At 63.8% G+C, this 19,059-nt stretch carries 15 protein-coding genes; 10 read left to right on the top strand and 5 right to left on the bottom strand.

Translation table 11 applies throughout. The features are described from left to right. Positions 1-22 precede the first annotated feature (22 nt). The 3 genes from AOC05_RS10995 to AOC05_RS19450 all read left to right on the top strand — a co-directional run bounded on the left by AOC05_RS10995 (position 23) and on the right by AOC05_RS19450 (position 2,679). Complete coding sequence (locus tag AOC05_RS10995) at positions 23-517, top strand: chorismate mutase (RefSeq protein WP_082358171.1); 495 nt, start codon at positions 23-25, stop codon at positions 515-517. Continuing rightward, positions 514-1,647: a hypothetical protein gene (locus tag AOC05_RS10990; RefSeq protein ID WP_062007257.1), complete on the top strand. Its 1,134-nt coding sequence runs from the start codon at positions 514-516 to the stop codon at positions 1,645-1,647. The genes AOC05_RS10995 and AOC05_RS10990 overlap by 4 nt, the downstream gene beginning before the upstream one ends. Positions 1,648-1,743: 96 nt before the next feature. Further along, positions 1,744-2,679 carry an endonuclease domain-containing protein gene (locus AOC05_RS19450; protein ID WP_157374966.1) on the top strand — a complete coding sequence of 312 codons (936 nt, stop codon included), beginning with the start codon at positions 1,744-1,746 and terminating at the stop codon, positions 2,677-2,679. A gap of 66 nt (positions 2,680-2,745) precedes the next feature. Here AOC05_RS19450 and AOC05_RS10975 read toward each other — a convergent pair whose 3' ends face one another. From AOC05_RS10975 to AOC05_RS10955, 5 genes are read right to left on the bottom strand one after another with little or no spacing between them, the layout of a single operon-like run. Continuing rightward, positions 2,746-4,038 carry a DUF58 domain-containing protein gene (locus AOC05_RS10975; RefSeq protein ID WP_062007254.1) on the bottom strand — a complete coding sequence of 431 codons (1,293 nt, stop codon included), beginning with the start codon at positions 4,036-4,038 and terminating at the stop codon, positions 2,746-2,748. A 6-nt stretch (positions 4,039-4,044) separates the two neighbouring features. After that, on the bottom strand, positions 4,045-5,028 hold the full coding sequence (locus AOC05_RS10970) for an AAA family ATPase (RefSeq protein ID WP_062007253.1): 984 nt from the start codon (positions 5,026-5,028) through the stop codon (positions 4,045-4,047). Further along, positions 5,025-6,284 carry a DUF4350 domain-containing protein gene (locus AOC05_RS10965; protein WP_062007252.1) on the bottom strand — a complete coding sequence of 420 codons (1,260 nt, stop codon included), beginning with the start codon at positions 6,282-6,284 and terminating at the stop codon, positions 5,025-5,027. The genes AOC05_RS10970 and AOC05_RS10965 overlap by 4 nt, the downstream gene beginning before the upstream one ends. Then, complete coding sequence (locus AOC05_RS10960; RefSeq protein WP_062007251.1) at positions 6,281-6,949, bottom strand: DUF4129 domain-containing protein; 669 nt, start codon at positions 6,947-6,949, stop codon at positions 6,281-6,283. Before AOC05_RS10960 ends, AOC05_RS10965 begins: the two co-directional genes overlap by 4 nt. Positions 6,950-6,963: 14 nt before the next feature. Next, positions 6,964-8,247 (bottom strand): hypothetical protein, encoded by a 1,284-nt coding sequence (locus tag AOC05_RS10955; protein WP_062007250.1) that lies wholly within the window; start codon positions 8,245-8,247, stop codon positions 6,964-6,966. Positions 8,248-8,573: 326 nt separating this feature from the next. Here AOC05_RS10955 and mtrA point away from each other — a divergent pair, with 326 nt between their 5' ends. From mtrA to secA, 7 genes are all read left to right on the top strand, one after another. After that, positions 8,574-9,248 (top strand): MtrAB system response regulator MtrA, encoded by a 675-nt coding sequence (mtrA, locus tag AOC05_RS10950; RefSeq protein WP_062007249.1) that lies wholly within the window; start codon positions 8,574-8,576, stop codon positions 9,246-9,248. A gap of 78 nt (positions 9,249-9,326) precedes the next feature. Then, entirely contained in the window at positions 9,327-11,183 is a 1,857-nt protein-coding gene (gene mtrB, locus AOC05_RS10945) for an MtrAB system histidine kinase MtrB (protein ID WP_062007248.1), read from the top strand. Beyond that, entirely contained in the window at positions 11,180-12,970 is a 1,791-nt protein-coding gene (locus AOC05_RS10940) for an LpqB family beta-propeller domain-containing protein (RefSeq protein WP_062007247.1), read from the top strand. The genes mtrB and AOC05_RS10940 overlap by 4 nt, the downstream gene beginning before the upstream one ends. Before the next feature lie 308 nt (positions 12,971-13,278). Then, positions 13,279-14,034, top strand: coding sequence for a ComF family protein (locus AOC05_RS10935; protein WP_197277820.1), 756 nt, complete (start codon positions 13,279-13,281; stop codon positions 14,032-14,034). 144 nt (positions 14,035-14,178) lie between these two features. Further along, positions 14,179-14,883 (top strand): ribosome hibernation-promoting factor, HPF/YfiA family, encoded by a 705-nt coding sequence (hpf, locus tag AOC05_RS10930; RefSeq protein WP_062007245.1) that lies wholly within the window; start codon positions 14,179-14,181, stop codon positions 14,881-14,883. A 59-nt stretch (positions 14,884-14,942) separates the two neighbouring features. Next, positions 14,943-16,181 carry a winged helix-turn-helix domain-containing protein gene (locus tag AOC05_RS10925; protein WP_062007244.1) on the top strand — a complete coding sequence of 413 codons (1,239 nt, stop codon included), beginning with the start codon at positions 14,943-14,945 and terminating at the stop codon, positions 16,179-16,181. Between the two features lie 25 nt (positions 16,182-16,206). Continuing rightward, positions 16,207-18,984, top strand: a complete 2,778-nt coding sequence (secA, locus tag AOC05_RS10920; protein WP_062007243.1) for a preprotein translocase subunit SecA — start codon at positions 16,207-16,209, stop codon at positions 18,982-18,984. Positions 18,985-19,059: the final 75 nt, after the last annotated feature.

Genomic DNA, 19,059 nt, shown 5'->3' with positions numbered 1-19,059 from the left:
GCACACCACCTAAACTGTGTTTATGACCGAACCGAGCCACGCCTCAGAGCACCTGTCCGTTGAAGACTTTGACCCGGCCGCCAGTTCCTTGACCGGGAGCGTCGATCCGGCCGTCATGGCGGAGCTGTTGTCCATCCGCTCCAGCATTGACAACTTTGACGCCACTTTGGTGTACCTCTTGGCCGAGCGTTTCAAGGCCACCCAGCGGGTAGGCATTTTGAAGGCGACCCACCAGTTGCCCGCCGGGGATCCCAACCGCGAACTGGCCCAGATCCAGCGCCTGCGTGCCCTGGCCGAGTCGGCCCACCTGGACCCGGCGTTCGCGGAAAAGTTCCTGAACTTCATCATCAGCGAAGTCATCCACCACCACCAAGCCATTTCCCAAAGCCACTCTGCCGTGGCCGCAACCGGCGTCGTCCCGGTGCCCAGCCACGACGGCCAGGGCTTCATAGCGTCCCCGCAGGCCTCCACGGGAATTTCCGCGGGGCCGGCCGACGGCGGCACGCACCCTCAGTGAGCACCTCACCAAGCCCCTCGCGCCCGGGGCCCCACGTCGAGACCCGCGAAACTCAGGAAGTGAGCGCCACCGCACTTGGCCCCTGGCCCGGCACCGACCCGGTGGAGGCGGCGAAGGTTTCGCTGGGATTGTTCACGGCGCCCCACTTGCCCTCGCTTGCGGACCTTCCAGCTCGTGGCATCGGCTCGGACGCCATCGGGAGGACGGCCGGGATACTGGTGGAGCTGCCCGTCGACGTCCAGCCTTATGGTTGGCGTTTTGTTGACCGGCCCGGCAACGACCATCGCCGGGCCGTGTCGGCCCTGTCCACGGACATCAATGTGCTGGCCGATGTTGCCGGCGCGGAAGACCTGCAGCCAGCAGCCTTGAAGCTGCACCTCACCGGTCCACTGACCCTGGCCGCCGCCATCCACCTGCACTATGGCGAGAGGGCGTTACGTGACTATGGCGCCCGCAGGGATGTTGCCCAGTCACTGGCTGCGGGCCTGGTAGCCCACGTTCAGAAGGTCAAAGCAGCGGTTCCCGGGGCGGAGCTAACATTGCAGATCGATGAACCCGAGGTGGCCAGGGCATTAGCCGGAACCATTCCCACGGTTTCTGGCTACCGGACCCTGCGCTCCATTCCAGCGTCCGAGCTGCGCCACAGCTGGACGGAGTTCGTCTCCGCCGCCCGAAACGCCGGGTTCGCCCGGGTCGCGATCAACCTCTCCAACCCGTTGAGGGGGCAGATCTCCGCGACTTCGTCACTCGAATCTGAGGTTGCGGAGACACGGTCCTGGCGCACGGCCCTCGAACTTGCCCTAGAGTCGGGCATTGACGCCGTCGCCTTGCCCCTGAACAATTTGGACACTGGCCACTGGGAGCAGCTCGCCGGTGCCCTGGAATCCGGTGTTGGCGTGTGGGCCGGGACTGTTCCTGTGCGCACAGGCGAGCTGCCGCCGTCGTACTCCGCCCTGGTGGAGCGGATCATGCGCCCCTGGCAGGGACTTGGGCTGCAGGCAGCGTTGCTGAACCGGCTGCGCATCACCCCGGAGACCGGTCTGGCGGCTGTTTCACCGCAGGAAGCGCGTGCCATCTTGAACCGCACCCTGGAAGTTGCGGGGGCGTTGACCGAGCTCCGCCACGCCTAACGCCTCCGTTGAGGGGGCACATCACCCCGGGGAGATGTGCCCCCTCAACCTGTGGATAACTTCTAAATGGCTCGAATTTTGTGTCAGACTTAGGGGATGGAAAGTTCCCAGTCTCTCCCGGAAAACTTGCAGGGGCGATCGTTTACCTTAGACGAATCGGATGCGTGCGGTGTTAGCCGGCGCCAAATCGAGAAGTCCGGCCTCGTCGCGCCAAGCCGGGGTATCCGGGTTCCGTGGGGTATTGAACAAGAACTTGCCGATCGGATCCGCCCCATTTTGGAGCTGACACCCGACGCGGTCGCCAGCCACACCACCGCTGCGTTGCTTTGGGGCATTCCCCTGCCACCGCGGCTCCATGGAAGCTTCGAGGTTCATTTGTCTCGGGAATCCTCGCGCCGGGCGGCCCGACGAATCGGCGTTTCAGGGCATCACCCCCGTTTCAAACCCGGCGATGTCATGTGGATCCACGGGCTCGCCGGTACCTCGCCGCTGAGGACCTTGTTGGATTTATCTCCCATGCTTACCGTCGAGGAGTGGGTCGCGGCAGGGGACTACCTGGTCTGCGAACACGAGCGCAGCTTTGGGCCCAAACGCACCGCCATGGTCAAGCTAGATGTACTCAAGGAGGCCGTTCACAGGGAATTTCGCCGGCGTGGGATTCTGACGGCGCGGGAAGCGCTCGAGTTGATCCGGGTGGGTGCTGATTCTCCTCCGGAAACTTTCCTTCGACTCAGCTTGGAACGGGCCGGAATCACCGAACTGACTCTGAACTACGTCGTTTTGGATGCCAATGGCGACGAAGCCTCCTGGCCCGATCTTGCGGTGCCGAAGTGGAAAGTGGCCATTGAGTACGACGGCGAGCATCACCTTGGTGCCAAACAGCAGGCCATCGATGCCGCCCGTGACAAGCTCATGGCCGTGCTTGGTTGGCGGCAGGTGAGAATTACCAAGGACATGTTGGATAACGACGGCGACCGGACCGCCGTCGCACTTGTTCTGGCCGCACTCCATGCCCATGGCTGGACAAGGTAGCAAACCCCCCGTTGAGGGGACACATCACCACCCACAGGAGGGGGGGGTGATGTGTCCCCTCAACGGTTAGAGGCGGCCGGCGGCCTTGAGCCGGATGTACGTGTCCGCGAGTTCGGGCGGGAGCTGGTGCGGTGGGGCGTCCACCACTTCCGCGCCGTAAGACTTGACGACGGCGGTGATGGCGGCCCGCCGGTTCAACGCATGTTCGGCGGCGGCGGCACGGTATGCCAAGGTGGTGCTCGAGCGCTCCAGCCGGGCCGCATCCAGCGCGGGGTCGCGCACCGAGGCGATGACCACCACGTGCTTTCGGGCCAGCTGCGCCACCAACGGAAGCAGGCCCTCCTCGGCGGCCCCGGCATCCAGAGAAGTCACCAGGACCACCAGGGCGCGGTGCGCGGTGACGGCCCTGACCTGGCCGGGAATCGCCTGGGCGTCGAGCTCTATCAACTCCGGTTCCAGCGGGGCCAGCCCCTCCACCATGGCGTTGAGCATATTGCCCTTTCCGGTCGAGGAGACACGGGTGCGCACGCGGCGGTCGTAGGCGATCAGGCTGACCCTGTCGCCCCCGCGCTCGGCCAGGACAGCCAGCAGCAATGCTGCCTCTATGCCGGTGTCCAGCGCCGGTTCGTCATCGATCCGGGCAGCGGAGGTGCGGGAGGTGTCAAGGATGATGACCACGCGCCGGTCACGTTCGGGCCGCCAGGTGCGCACCACCACCTCACGGCGCCGCGCGGTGGCACGCCAGTCGATGGAGCGGACGTCGTCCCCGCGCACGTAATCGCGCAGCGAATCGAACTCGGTGCCTGCACCGCGGATCTGCACGGCAGCCCTGCCGTCGAGTTCGCGCAGTTTGCGCAGCCTGGAAGGCAGATGGCGTTTGGCGTGGAATGGCGGCAACACCCGCAGGGTCCCCGGCGCCGTGACCGTCTTATGCCACGCGGCCATGCCCAGCGGCCCGTAGGAGCGGATGGTGACGTGGGCGCTGCCCAAATCGCCGCGGCGGACCGGCACCAGGGAAACACGCATCGCCGCCCGCTCCTGGGCGGGGACTCGCAGCCGCTGCAGCGGGTTGACCGCGCCGGCCGACGGTTGCCACCCGTCCTTGACCTGGGCCCGCAGCGGGCGGGAGGAATCGTTAACCAACAGCAGCTGCGCCGTCGTGCTTTCACCGAGGCGGACGCTGGCCAGAAGATCACGGCGTAGCGAGACCCTGCGCGGGGACGGTGCCAGTGACAAATCGACGACCAACACCAGCAGCAACACGCCCAAGGCGAGCAGCCAGGACGTGGGCCCGGGCACGGCAATGACAGGCACCACGGCCAGCAGTGCCAGAAGGAAGAACCGCCCCGAAATCGCCACGGGTGCCTAGCGCGGAACCGGGACTGTGGCCAGGATGGAGAGCAAAATATGGTCCACCGCCACACCATCCATCTCGGCCTCGGGGCGAAGGGCAACGCGATGGCGCAGGGTGGGCAGGGCCAGGGCCTTGACGTCGTCGGGGGTCACAAAACTGCGCCCGCACAGCCACGCGTAGGCGCGGGCGCACTTGAGCAGGGCGGTGGCGCCGCGCGGGGAAACACCGAGCTGGAACGACGGCGCATCTCGGGTGGCGCGCGCAATGTCAACCACGTAGGCCAAGACTTCGGCGGTGACACCGACCTGCCCCACGGCCTCCCTGGCCTGGGCAAGATGGTGCGCACCGGCCACGGGGCGGACCCCTGCGGCGTGCAAGTCTTGCGGGTCGAAGCCCAGACTGTGCCGGCGGATGACCTCAATTTCCTCGTCCCTAGCGGGCAGGTCCATGGTCAGTTTGAGCAGGAACCGATCCAGCTGGGCCTCGGGAAGCGGGTAGGTGCCCTCGTACTCCACGGGGTTCTGCGTGGCCGCCACCATGAACGGCGCCGGCAGCTTACGGGACATGCCGTCCACCGAAACCTGGTGTTCCTCCATGGCTTCCAGCAACGAGGCCTGCGTCTTGGGCGGGGTCCTGTTGATCTCATCGGCCAGCAGGATGTTGGTGAAGACGGGCCCCTCCCGGAACGTGAAATCGGAGGTGTGCGTGTCGTAAACCAGCGATCCTGTCACATCCCCGGGCATCAGGTCGGGGGTGAACTGTACGCGTTTGGTGTCCAGGCTCAGTGCCGTGGACAGGGCCCGCACCAGCAGGGTTTTCGCCACGCCGGGAACACCTTCCAGCAGCACGTGCCCGCCGGCCAGCAGGGCAATGAGCAGCCCCGTGACGGTGGCGTCCTGGCCCACCACGGCCTTGGCTACCTCGGTGCGGACCTGCAACAGGGCCGATGCCGGGTTGTCCTGGGGCGGGAGGGGTTCCGGGTGTGGTGCGCTCATCGTCGGGCTACTTCTTCCTCTAAGGCAGCCAGCTGTGTGGCCATGGTCAACATGTCTTTTTCAGTGCGGGGAACATCGTGGATCAACAAGGCAAACAGTGCCTGGTGGTCGCGGCCAAGGTGCACGGACACGGCCTCCGCCACTGCTTCCGGGGGTGCCACGCCACCCAAACGCAAGGTGTGGGACAGCCGGTTCAGCGTGGCGTCCTGCAATGTTCGGGCAGCGGTGTCCACGGCCTTGGCATCCTGGTACAGCCGTGCCCTGCCAGCAACCGTTTCCGACGCCTTCACCACCACCGGCATCGGCTCAACCACCAGGGGCCCGTCACGCCGGCCCCGCCACAGCATGCCGATCACGCCCACCAAGAGCAGCCAGGCGGAGGCCGGAAAAACCCACTGGGGCGTCAATTCGGCAAGGCTCGGCGGCTGGGCCGACACGGGAATGTCCTTGGCCGACGCCGTGTACCAGACCAGGTTTTCCCGGCTCCCCAGCAGCCGGAAAGTCAGCGCCGCGTTGCCTGCCCTGGCCAGTCCGTCGTTACTGACGACGGCGGCACTGCCTAACGCGCTCACCGCGCCATCGGCGGTGGTCGCCAGCAGGCCGGCGGCACCGGCGGTCCCGGACGGGGCAAAGCAGCTTTCGGGTCCCAGATACACCTTGACGACTGTGCCGCCGGGTGCCTCGGGCGCGCCGCCCGCGCTGCCGGGGGCGACGATCGAGCCAGCGGCGAGGGCATCTGGCTGGGCACAATTGGCAGCGATCCCTTCTCTGCCGGTGTTTAAGGAGCCGGCGCTGGCGAGCTCACCGCTGAACTTTCCGACCAGGAGCGGTCCGGGTGTGATGGCCACAATCTTGCTGCCGTGCTCCGCTGCGGATGCCGCAAGCTCGGCACCCTGTTCGGGGCTCAACAACTGTTGCGGGTCAAAAACCAGCACGGTGCTGGAACCCTGGCCGTTGGCTCCCAAGGCAGCGGTGGTGGCCGCCATGGAGTCTGTGGCGGTGACGTCCACGCCCTGCCCGGCCAGCACCGTGGCCGCCGCTTGGGCACCTTCGGGCGCCGGGTTCGTGATGGACAGTTCCCCGGCACTGCGCTGGCCGGATGTGCCCAGGATGAGGCCTCCGCCGGTGACCACCACAAAGACGGTCCCCACAATCAGCCAAAACCTGTGCCTGCGCCAGGCATCGCGCAGGCGCTGCGCCTTGGTTCCGCCGTCGGCCCGGAACGTGGTGGGAAGGGTTTTCACGGGCGCGCTCACGGTGCCACTGCTTCGGTTGCGTGGGCCGGTTTGGCTGCGGTCAAGGCCTTGTCGGTGGTCACCAGCTCTTGATATTGGGCCAGCGCCGGCTGCGCGCGACCGTACCGCACGGAGTTGAAAATCTCCGCAGCCCGCAACAAGTCCTGACCGTGGGCCGGGAACGCCAGCCGGAGGTCTGCAGCCACCTCGGCTGCTGTCCGACCCGGCGACGGTGTGCTGATGCGCCGTTCCTCGGCGGCGCGAACAATGGCCCGGAACTGCTCGCTCAGGGCTGTTCCAAGATCCCCCCGTTCGACGGCGGACCGGGCAAGTTCCCGGTGTTCGGCCGCGGTTTGTGTGGTGCTGCCCTCAAAGATGAAGGCGTCCCTGGCTTTCTTGCGGTTGAGTCGGGGCCGGATGATCACGACGGCGGCAACAACAGCCAGCAGGGCCAGGCCAAGGACCACCAGAAGACCGGTGCTGCCGGGCAGGGACCCCACCCCGGCGAGAAGCTCCTGCAGGGCTTGGCCCAGCCAGTTCAGGATGGTCTGGGACAGTCCCGGCTTGGCGTCCTGGTACGCCTTCTTGGCCAGTTCTTCGGCAGCCCAGCGGCGAGCCTCATCGGCCCCCGGGACCACGGGGATCTCCGCGCCCAGGGCGGCCAAGAGTGTTCCGGAAAGGGTCATCAACCGTGGTGGCCTTAGTGCCCGTTGAAGGGGGCGGGCGGGTACTGGCCCGGCGGGTAGGTGAGAGGTGCGCTTCGGCCGGGGATCCCGCCGTCGTCCTTCCCCTCTTCGAATTCCTTGAGCAGGAGGACATCAAAGCCGTCCCGTCGCATGCGCAGGTCCACGTAGATCAAGGACATGACACCGCTTTGGAACGCCAAGGTGATGGCACCGACCATGGCGCCGATGAACGCGGAGATGACTTGGGCAATGACTGTTTGGGTGAGCAGTTGCTCCGGCGTGGGGTTGGGGTTCATGACGGGCAGCAGAAAGCCCAGAAACAAGCTCACGGGGGTGGAAATGATGCCGCCGATGACCGAGGCGATGATGGCGGCCAGTGCCGTGATGCCGAAAGTACGCCACCAGTTTGCGGTGGTCAGCAGCCAGGAACGCTTGATGGCGGCCATGACACCGATGTTCTCGACCACGATCGCCGCAGGGGCCACCCGGACCTTGGTGCCGATCCAGATGCCTGCGGCAAGGAACGGCAGGGTCAGTAGCAGCGCCAACCCCGCGGAGGCCAAGTTGCCTCCGGGGCCGTTGCGGCCCCCGACGGCGAAAAGCATGCCTATCAGGATGCCGAAGAAGAGGGCTGCCGCAACCAGCGCTGCCGCGGCGTAGAGCAGGGACAACAGAATCAGCGTGCCTACGCGGGGCCTGACCAGGCGCCACATGTCGGCGAAGCTCGTTTTGCGGTTGAGGACAGCGCGCAGGACGGGGATTACCAGCGCACCCTGTAGGACCATCTGGGCCAGGGCGGAGAGGAAGGAGACAACCGCCAACGCGCCAAACACCTGCAGGGCGGTGGTGAATAGGGTGGTGAGTTCGGCTTCCGTGGGCTGCGATTCAAGGAAGGTGCCGCCCAAAATGCTGAGCCCGAGCTGGCCAAAGCCCACCAGCACCACCAGCAAGGTCAGGGCCGAGGTGATGAACTGGAAGATCAACGCCGAACCAAACATGGCCTGGCCGTTGTGCCGGGCAGCCTGAAAAGCGCCATCGAGGACCTCGCCCAGGCCCAGCGGTCGCAAGGGGATGACGCCGGGCTTGGGCGGGGCAACGTAGTAGTTGTAGCCGGGCTGGTTGACCCCCTGTTGCTGGTTCTGCTGGGGCTGGGCGTATTGGCCCCACTGAGGTTGCGGGGGAAGGGGTACCTGGGGCTGGGCATATTGGCCCCACGGGGGTGTTTGCGACGGCGGCTGGGGCGGGGGTGTTTGCGACGGCGGCTGCGGCTCGGGTGGTGGTTGCTGCGGTTCCGACATCGTGATGCTCCCTGTAAATTGCCCGGAATAAATTGCCCCGGAATACGTCAGCCGCTTTGAGGTGGCGCTTCGCGCGGCGGTATCGAGCTGGCCACCGGGACAGCACACCCCCAATGGTGCGCCTTCCTTCTGACAAACTCTATCGGGAAGATCCACAAACCCGCTGGGAATGACGATGTGACGGCGTGGGACTGCGGCCAACAGCTCCCCAATGACGAAAGAAGTAGCCGTTGCGCGGAGGCCAATTGGGAGGAATCGGACTTCTGGCGGGGGCACTGTGGTGCGCCGATGGGGACATTGTGCCCCGGATAGGCAAATATAGAGTTATGAAGGCACGCATTTTGGTTGTTGACGACGACGAAGCATTGGCAGAGATGATCGGAATTGTGCTGCGCAATGATGGGTTCGACCCTGTTTTCTGCGCTAACGGGGCCAAGGCGTTGGAGGTGTTTCGCACCAGCAAACCGGACTTGATCCTACTGGATCTGATGTTGCCGGGCCTTGACGGCATTGAAGTGTGCCGGCTGATCCGCGCTGAGTCGGATGTTCCCATCGTGATGCTGACGGCCAAGTCGGATACCTCAGACGTGGTGCGTGGCCTAGAATCCGGTGCCGATGACTACGTCGCCAAGCCGTTCAAACCGGCAGAATTGGTGGCACGTGTGCGTGCCCGGCTCCGTCCGGGTGACGTCAAGGCGCCGGAGACGCTTGTCATCGGCGAGATCAGTATTGACGTGGCCGGCCATTCGGTGCGCCGTGCCGGCGAGAAAATACTGCTCACACCGCTGGAGTTTGACCTTTTAGTGGCGCTGGCCCGCAAGCCGTGGCAGGTGTTCACCCGGGAGCTGCTGTTGGAACAGGTCTGGGGATACCGGCACGCGGCCGACACCCGGCTCGTCAACGTCCACGTGCAGCGTCTGCGCTCCAAAATTGAGCGCGATCCCGAGGCGCCCGAAGTTGTCCTCACCGTCCGCGGCGTGGGCTACAAGGCTGGGCAATAGGCTGGGCATCCGTGCAGGACGTGCAGGTTGTACACGGGTAGAAGGCAGGGACAGTGTGGAAATCGATGGCGAATCTGCGTGAATAACGGCCAGGACGAGCCCGGCGCCGGCGCGCGCCCTACGCCGTGGGCACGGCTCGGCGGATTTTTCCGTATCGCCGGGAAAGTGCTTTGGCGCACCGTCAAAGGCATCCGGAACTCGCTGCTGCGGCGGTGGCGCACCTCCTTGCAGTTCCGAACAATTCTCACCACGCTGGTCATCGCCTCCATCGCCGTAGTGGGCGTGGGCGGCTACCTGGCGGGGCAGATCTCCAACGGGCTGTTCAAGGAACGGCTGGCCCAGGCGCAGCAGGAGTCCGCCCGCGGCGTCACCCAGGTCCAGGAGAGTTTCTCCAACGCCAGCCTCAGCGACCAGCCCCGTGTGTCCACCTACGTGGTGGACACCCTGAAATTGCTGGAAGTTGGCGCCGCGGACGACAACCGCAGGTACTTGATGGTCAAGATCCCTGGCCAAACCAGCAAACTTGCCGTGAGCTCCTCCGACTCCGGGGGAGTGACCACCGCCATCATTCCCGACGCCCTCAGGGCTGCCGTGCGCGGCGACGCGGAGGGCCAGTTTTGGCAGTCGATCGGGTTGCCCACGGGCAGTTCCGACATCCACCCCGCCGTAGTGGTGGGCAGCCAGGTGGAACTGCTGAAAACCAACTACGAGCTGTACATGATCTATGACCTTAACAGCGCCCAACTGACACTGAACTACATCCAGTCGGTGCTGTGGCTGGCCGGTGGCATCCTGCTGCTGCTGATCGGGGCCATCGCCTGGTATGTGACGCGAACGGTGGTCAAACCAGTCAGTCAGGCGGCAGCCGTCTCGGAGAAGTTGGCGGCCGGCGAGTTGGAAGAACGTATGCAGGTGGTGGGGGAGGACGAGATGGCTCGGCTTGCCACATCTTTCAACAAAATGGCCACCTCCCTGCAGGACCAGATCACCGCGCTGGCCACATTGTCGGAGATGCAACAGCGCTTTGTCTCGGATGTTTCGCACGAATTGCGTACCCCCCTGACCACCGTGCGCATGGCCGCGGAGGTCCTCTTTGACGCTCGGGACGATTTTGATCCGATCAACAAACGCTCCTCCGAGCTGCTGTTCCACCAGGTGGAGCGGTTCGAGATGCTGCTGGCCGACTTGCTGGAGATCTCCCGGTTCGACGCCGGCGTTGCCGATTTGGATGCGGAGTCACTGGATGTTTTCTCTGTCATCCATTCAGTGATCGACGGCGCAACACCGGTTGCGCACGCCAACCACAGTGAGCTGGTGGTGGTGACCCGTTTGCGCAACCACAAATGCATCGTGGAAATGGACGCGCGCCGCATCGACCGGATCCTACGCAATCTGGTGCTCAACGCTCTGGAGCACAGTGAAGGCAGGCCGGTGAAGATCTTCGTCTCAGCCGACGACGACGCCGTCGCCGTCGCCGTGCGCGACTACGGCGTAGGGATGTCCCCGGACTCGTTGGGACACGTTTTTGACCGCTTCTGGCGCGCTGATCCGGCCCGGGCCCGCACCACGGGCGGCAGCGGTCTGGGGCTCTCCATCGCGATGGAAGACACCCGCTTGCACAATGGCTGGCTCGAGGCGTGGGGTGCGCCGGGGGCAGGCTCATGCTTCCGGCTAACGCTGCCTCGTCACCAAGATGGCGTGCTCACGCATTCCCCGGTGCCGCTCCCACCCGACGGGGGAGCCGCATCGATGTCCACAAATCTGAACACTGGCCCCATCACCACCAATACGGGATCATTTGGGGTGGTGGGTGCATTGGGCAGCAGGAACCCGGCCACGGCCATTGACATAGGGAAAGCTGAAAGCAGGCACAAGCCGGCCACGCCCGTGCACAGCCTTCCCGAGGACGGTACCTCAAGGGTTGAATCATCATGACGACGGCGAAAGAAACAGCTCACATCGATTCTGGCACGGGTGCGCGGGTAGGCCCACGCCTGACCCGCCACACCCAGGCACGACGCCACCAAGTGGTGACGGCGTGGGTAATAGCCGTCGTCGTACTTCTCGGCGCCGCCGGATGTGCCACCATCCCCACGCACGGCTCGGTCGGTAAAAGCGATCCGTTGGGTCCGCGCAACAACTCGGTAAACATCAGTTTTCAGCAGTTCGCACCCGTGGAGGGGGCCTCTCCGGAGAACATTATTCGCGGCTTTATCGAGTCGGGAACAGGCCTGTCTGACGATTTCCAGGTTGCCCGGCAGTACTTGACGGCAGGGTTGGCGCAGTCGTGGGCGGCGGACAAGCGCACGCTGGTGTACAAGAATGCTTTCAGGGTGGCCCCGGGCCCAGGCAAGGACACCTTTGAGGCGACCTTTGACGTGGTCTCCTCCGTGGACGCTACAGGGGTGTTGACCCCTGCCGCAGCGAACGCCACGGAGACGGTGGAAATGACGCTGGCCCAGGTGGAGGGGCAATGGCGGATTTCCAAGGCCCCGGACGGTGTGGTGCTCACCGAGCCCACGTTCCAGACGCTTTTCACCCCCGTGGCCCTGTACTTTTATGACCCGAGCTTCGCCTACGGGGTGCCCGATGTCAGGTGGCTGGCCGGGCGAACATCACGGACGGCCACGGCCATTGTCCGGGCCATGCTCGGCGGGCCCGCACCATACCTGAAGGGGGCGGTGGTCAGTGCGTTCCCCAATGGCATTGCGTTGGAAAGAGATTCGGTGCCCGTCAACAACGGCCTGGCCAAAGTCGGACTGACGGCGCGTCCGTTGTTGGAAACCAGCGTCCGCCAACGCCAACAGATGCAGGCCCAGCTGTTGGTGACGTTGCAAAAGAGCTTGGGTACCGTCACCGACGTGCAATTCCTGGCGGACGAACGCGAAGTGGACATGGGAGGGACTGCCGACTCGGTGGCACCCATGGTGATCGACAACCCGCCGCCCAACGTGCAGGTGGCGCTGGCCAAAAATGAGCTCGTCAGCTTTGACGGCAGTAAAACAACGCCCATTGCCGGCCTGGATGCGGTGGCCCATTTGGCGCCCACAGCTCCGGCAATGTCCTATTCCGGCAGGAATTTTGCGTTCCTGTCCGCCTCGGGCAATCAGGTCTATGGCGTGACGCCGGGTCAGCAGGCCGCCATTGCGGCGTCAGGGTCTGACCTGACCCCGCCGTCGTTTGCGCCCAACGGTTGGTTGTGGACGGCGTCGGGGGATGGTTCCGGAACCGTCATGGCCGTCAACGCCAATCCCGGTGTCAAAGACGCTGCTTCCGTGGTGTTGACTGTTCCGTGGCTGGTCGGCCAGCATGTGAGTACCCTGCGCGTTTCCCGGGACGGGACGCGGGCCCTGGTCATCTCCGAGGCCAACGGTGTGAGCCGTGTGGCGATCACGGGCATCGTGAAGTCCTCGGATGTGCCCAAAGAACTGACGGCGCCCAACAGCCTGGTGCATTCGGGTAGCCCCGTCCTGGGGGTATGGGTGGGGGAGAGCAGCGTGGCCGTCATGGAGCCCTCCACCAGCACGCCGGTAGTCATCGAAATACTGGACCTGGCCAGGGCTCCAGTCCAATTGAGCGAACTCAGCGGGGTCCAATGGCTCAGTGCCGGCTCCGGGGTGCGCAATGTACATGCCCAAACCAACAACGAACTCTTCTCACTGGTGGGCAACAATTGGCAACCCACAGCCAATGATCTGGCACAGGCTTCCTTCGCCGGCTGAGCCGAGCCGACGGCGTCGCGACACCGCGAATGTCCCCAAGGACCCTCCACAGGCACTCGGCGCAGCCCGCTTATCCACTTTCGGCCATGGGGGCACTAGCGACGCCGGCTGGCAGGGGTGATTCTGAAGGTGTGAGATTCGCGGAGGGCGAGATAAACAAGCGGCCCGCCGGTGGACGGGAGGGTTTGTCGCGGGGGTTGCCATACGGAGTACAGCAGGGCGGGCGGCACCGTGGTGCGGCCAGAGCGTGGTGGGTACGCGGCTGGTTGTGGTGGGAGCTTGCCTGGGCGGAATTTTTGTACCTCCTCATGCCCAGTGAGTGTGTGCTGTGCGGTCGCGACGACGCGGCACTGTGCCGTGACTGTGCCCGGTTGCTGCGCCGGGAATGTGCCACGCCTTACCGTGCCGAGACTTCGGCAGACGCGCTGATGACAGCGGAGGAACAGGTTTTGCTCCCGGTGGTGGCGGCAGGAGAATACAGGGATGCTTTGTCCGCTGTGGTCCTGGCGTTCAAAAATCATGGCCGCACCCAGTTGGGCGGCAGCTTGGGACGCTGCCTGGCTGGCGGCCTGGCCGCCCTGCCACAGCTGGTGCCGGAGCTTGCCAGCGCGGAGCTGACGCTGGTGCCTGTGCCCAGCACCGGAACCGGGTGGCGCCGCCGCGGATACGACCCCGTGGTGCTGGTGCTGCGTTCGCTTGAGAGGGAGGGCCGGCTCCCTGCCGGGATGAATATTTGCCCAGCCCTGGCCATCAAAATCCGGGTTCCGTGGCGCAGACTCAACCAGAAAGGTCTGGGCCGGGCTGCCAGGCGACGCAACGTGCGTAACACTATGCGCCTCAAGCGAAATCTTGGCAGCAGATTTAGGCCCTCAGCGAACCTGTCCGGGGCCCTGGTGGTTGTGGTTGACGATGTTCTGACCACCGGCTCCACGGTTGCCGAAGCTGCCAAAACACTGGAAAAGTCAGGGGCCACAGTGTGCGCCGCGATAGTCCTGGCAGCAGCCCGGACCCCGGATCAGGGTAGCCGCCAGGGGTCCTTGCAGAGACGCGAAGAAAATATTTAAGCGCAAAAGATGAATAAAAGGAGCACGTGAACTAACGTAAGTAAACGGGTACCTCTTCCAAGAGGGAACCACCCGTCGGCGGCCAGGAGTGTAGCTTGGATTGCTAGCCGGCCGCCGTGTCACCGAAGCTATTTGGAGGGCACCATGGAGTTCATGATCAGAGGTCTCAACCTGAGTGTTTCAGACCGTTTCCGCGAATACGCCGGCGAAAAGCTCACAAAAATTGAGCAACTGGGCGACAAAGTTCAGCGGGTCGATGTCAAGGTGTCCAAGGAGACCAACTCTCGTGCATCGGAGGCTCCCCTCACGGTCGAGCTGACCGTGGTTGGACGCGGTCCAGTGATCCGCGCCGAGGCAGCAGCCCCGGATAAGTTCGCAGCGTTCGACTCGGCCTACGGGAAGCTGCTGGAGCGCTTGCGCAGGGTCAAGGACAAGCGGAAAGTCCACCATGGTCGTCACGCCCCCGTCGCCGTTAATGAGGCCACAGGTTCGCTGACGCCCGTGAGTAGTTCCGAACCGATCTACGCACAGAGCGCGCCGGAAACTGTTGCAGAGGTCTCGCCATATGAGATCGAGAACGACATCCCGGCTGGGGATTCACCGGTATTGATCCGCCGCAAAGTGTTCCCCGCAACGGCGCTCTCGCTCGATGATGCGGTGGACAACATGGAACTCGTGGGACACGATTTCTACTTGTTCATCGATTCGGCCACCGGCATCCCGTCAGTTGTCTACCGCCGTCGTGGGTGGACGTACGGGGTTATCTCCTTGGACCCCGAAGCGCAGGAGGCACAGGCCGTCGAGGAAGTCAGTGCCTACCGGTCAGCGGATGAGCCGGCCCGCGTCTGAGTCCACGCCACATCCGCACGTCATTTACAGAACAAGGAAAGTCCAAGGAGCCCGTACGTATGAGTGCAAGCCTGAGCCTGTCACAGGCCCGGCGCATTGCCCTTAACGCCCAAGGACTGGCAAGAGTCCGGCCCACCGAACCCGTCAACGCAAGGGTGGTGGGCCGGACTTTTGCACAATTGCAACTGGTCCAAATCGATTCCGTCAACGTCATCTCCCGCAGCCACTTCCTGCCGTTCTTTTCCCGGCTCGGGAACTACGATCGCAACATTTTGGCTACTTTGGCGGGCACCGCACCGCGGGCCATGATGGAGTATTGGGCCCATGAGGCCAGTTTCATCCGCCCCGAGCACTTCCACGATCTCAAGGCCTGGCAAAACCGCCAATGGGTGGGCTCTGGCGGACTCGACCCCCAGTTGCGGGAATCGCTGGAGACAAAGATCCTGGCGCTCCTAGCCCACAGCCGGGCGCTGACAGCCCGTGAGGTCAAAGACGCCATTGGCCACGAGGAAGAAAAGAACCGTGACGAATGGGGGTGGAACTGGAGTGCCGTCAAACGCGCCCTTGAGGGCCTGTTTGAACGCGGCGTGGTGGGTGCGGCGTCCCGCAACGAACAATTTGAGCGGCGTTATTCCCTGGTGGAGAAGGTCCTGCCACCGGCCTTCCGCAGCACACCGTCCGGTGAGGACCGGCAGGACGCCATGGACCGGCTTATTGAGGCTGCCGCCACGGCACACGGCATCGGCACGGTCCGTTGTTTTGCGGACTACTTTCGCCTCCCTGTCAAGGAAGCGGCACGCTCTGTGGCCCACCTCGTTGAGCAAGGCACACTGGCCCCGGTGAGCGTTTTCGGGTGGGCGGCCCCCACCTACCTCCACACGGCGGCCAAGATTCCCCGCAAGGCACAGGGCCGTGCGCTGTTGAGCCCCTTCGACTCCCTGGTTTTTGAACGGCGCAGGCTCCAGAACCTCTTTGACTTTCACTTCCGGCTGGAAATTTACACGCCCGCGGCAAAGCGAAAATACGGATACTACGTGTTGCCGTTTCTGCTGGGCGAGGACATTGTGGCCCGGGTGGACCTCAAAGCTGACAGGGCGGGCGGCCAACTTCTGGTCAGGGGCGCCTTCGCTGAGCCGGGCGCGCCCCCTGAAACCGCCGTCGAGCTCGCTGACGAGTTGGCACTCATGGCACGGTGGCTGGGACTGGATGACGTCGTCGTACTGGAAAACGGGGACCTTGCCTGCGCACTGGCGCGGGAGTGTGCCTCCTCTCACGTAGACTGGAAACGCCACTTTTAGGTAGCAATAGATTGGGAGCAATTTCGTGTCATCACTTTTTGAGCGAGTCCTTCGAACAGGCGATCGCAAGACGCTCAAACGACTCACCGTGCTTGCCGACGCCATTGATTCGCTGGAGGAGCCCTTCCAGACATTCACCGACGCGGAACTGCGTGAGGAAACGGACAAACTCAAGCTCCGGCACGAAGACGGCGAGACGCTCGATGACCTGCTGCCGGAGGCATTTGCGGCCGTGCGTGAGGCATCCTCGCGCACCTTGGGCCTGCGTCACTTCCGGGTCCAGCTCATGGGTGGTGCGGCCTTGCACTTGGGCAACATCGCTGAAATGAAGACCGGTGAGGGCAAGACCCTGGTGGCTACGGCCCCCGCCTACCTGAACTCGTTGACGGGCAAGGGTGTTCACATCGTGACAGTGAACGACTACCTCGCCGAGTACCAATCCGATCTCATGGGGCGCGTGTTCCGTTTCTTGGGTCAGAGCAGCGGCTGCATCGTCTCCAACCAGGACCCGGCCGTGCGCCGCGCCCAATACGCCGCTGACATCACCTATGGCACGAACAACGAATTTGGTTTTGACTACCTGCGCGACAACATGGCGTGGAGTCAAGACGAGCTGGTCCAGCGCGGCCACAACTTTGCCATTGTCGATGAAGTTGACTCGATCCTCATTGACGAAGCCCGTACCCCGCTGATTATTTCCGGCCCGGCGTCCGGGGATGCGAACCGCTGGTACGGCGAGTTTGCCAAGGTGGTGCTGCGCCTGAGCATTGACGAGGACTACGAGGTGGACGAGAAGAAGCGCACTGTTGGCGTCCTGGAAAACGGTATTGAAAAGGTCGAGGACTACCTGGGTATTTCCAACCTGTACGAGTCGGCCAACACCCCGCTGATCGGTTTCTTGAACAATGCCATCAAGGCCAAGGAACTGTTCAAGCGTGACAAGGACTACGTCATCATGGACGGTGAAGTCCTCATTGTTGACGAGCACACCGGCCGTATCCTGGCCGGGCGCCGCTACAACGAAGGCATGCACCAGGCCATTGAGGCCAAGGAAGGGGTGGAGATCAAGGCGGAGAACCAGACCCTGGCCACCGTGACCTTGCAGAACTACTTCCGCCTCTACGGCAAGCTGTCCGGCATGACAGGTACCGCCGAGACTGAGGCCTCGGAGTTCATGGGCACCTACTCGCTAGGTGTTGTGCCGATCCCTACGAACAAGCCGATGATGCGCGCGGACCAGGCCGATCTGGTCTACAAGAACGAAATCGTGAAGTTCGACGCCGTAGTCCAAGATATTGCCGTCCGTCACGAAACCGGGCAGCCAGTTCTGGTGGGTACCACCAGCGTGGAAAAGAGCGAGTACCTTTCCAAGAAACTGGCGGAGAAGGGGATCAAGCACGAGGTCCTGAACGCCAAGAACCACGCCCGTGAAGCCGCCATCGTCGCCCAGGCGGGCCGTCGCGGCTCCGTCACGGTGGCAACCAACATGGCCGGCCGTGGAACTGACATCATGCTCGGTGGCAACGCCGAGTTCAACGCCGTGGCCGCGTTGGCTGCCCGGGGCCTTGACCCCGAGGCGAACCCCGAAGAGTACGAGGCCGCCTGGCAGGACGCCTTTGAGGCTGCCAAGGAAGCTGTCAAGGGCGAGCATGAGGCTGTCCTGAAAGCTGGCGGCCTGTATGTGCTGGGCACGGAGCGTCACGAATCCCGCCGCATCGATAACCAGCTGCGCGGCCGTTCCGGCCGTCAGGGTGACCCTGGCGAATCCCGCTTCTACCTCTCGCTCACCGATGACCTGATGCGCTTGTTCAACTCCGGTGCTGCTGAACGGCTCATGTCACGTTCCTCGATGCCCGACGATGTGGCCCTGGAATCGAAGCTCGTTTCCAAGGCCATCGCCTCCGCACAGGGTCAGGTTGAGGGCCGCAACGCCGAGCAGCGCAAGAACGTCTTGAAGTACGACGACGTCCTGAACCGCCAGCGTGAGGCCATCTATGGGGACCGTCGCCGGATTCTCGAAGGCGACGACCTCCACGAGAAGGTGCAGTTCTTCCTTGAGGACACTGTCAACGAGATCATCGACGCCACCTTGGCCAATGGGCACGCCGGCGATTGGGACCTTGACCTGCTGTGGACCAGCCTGCGCACCATCTACCCGGTGAGCATCACCCCCGAGGACCTGGCCGAGGAAGCGGGCGGGGCCGGGCGCGTCACAGCAGAAATGCTCAAGGCCGAGCTGCTCTCCGATGCCAAGGTGGCCTACCAGGAGCGCGAGGCAGCGTTGGGCTCGGAAACCATGCGTGAGCTCGAACGCCGTGTGGTGCTCTCCGTCGTCGGACGTAAATGGCAAGAGCACCTTTACGAGATGGACTACCTCAAGGAAGGTATTGGCCTGCGCGCCATGGCCCAGCGTGACCCGTTGGTGGAATACCAGCGTGAAGGCTTTGCGATGTTCCAGGCCATGATGGCAGCCATTCGCGAGGAAAGCGTGGGCTTCTTGTTCAACCTGGAGGTCCAGGTGGAAAACGCCCCGGAAACAATGGTTGGTGTGCTCGCCGATGCGCCGTCCGCCCTGATGGATAGGGTGGCAGGGGCAGAGGAACCGGCACAAGTACACCATGCCCCGCGCATTATCGCCCCGGGTCTGCAGGCTCCGGCCAAGCCGGCACAGCTGCAGTTCACGTCACCGGATGCCCAGGGCGACGCCGAAACCCATGTGGAACGCCGCTCCAACAGTGGTGGGTTGCCGCCCTCGGCCAAGCGCCCCGCGAACAAGAGCACGAAGAAGAAGAAAAAGCGCTAGCCGCTTCACCGCATGCCAGTGGTTTTCCCGCATACCTGCTGTTGAACAACAGCAGGTATGCGGGAAAACCACTGG

Source organism: Arthrobacter alpinus (assembly GCF_001294625.1).
Lineage (GTDB): Bacteria > Actinomycetota > Actinomycetes > Actinomycetales > Micrococcaceae > Specibacter > Specibacter alpinus_A.
This window is presented reverse-complemented; position numbering and strand designations above follow the sequence as displayed.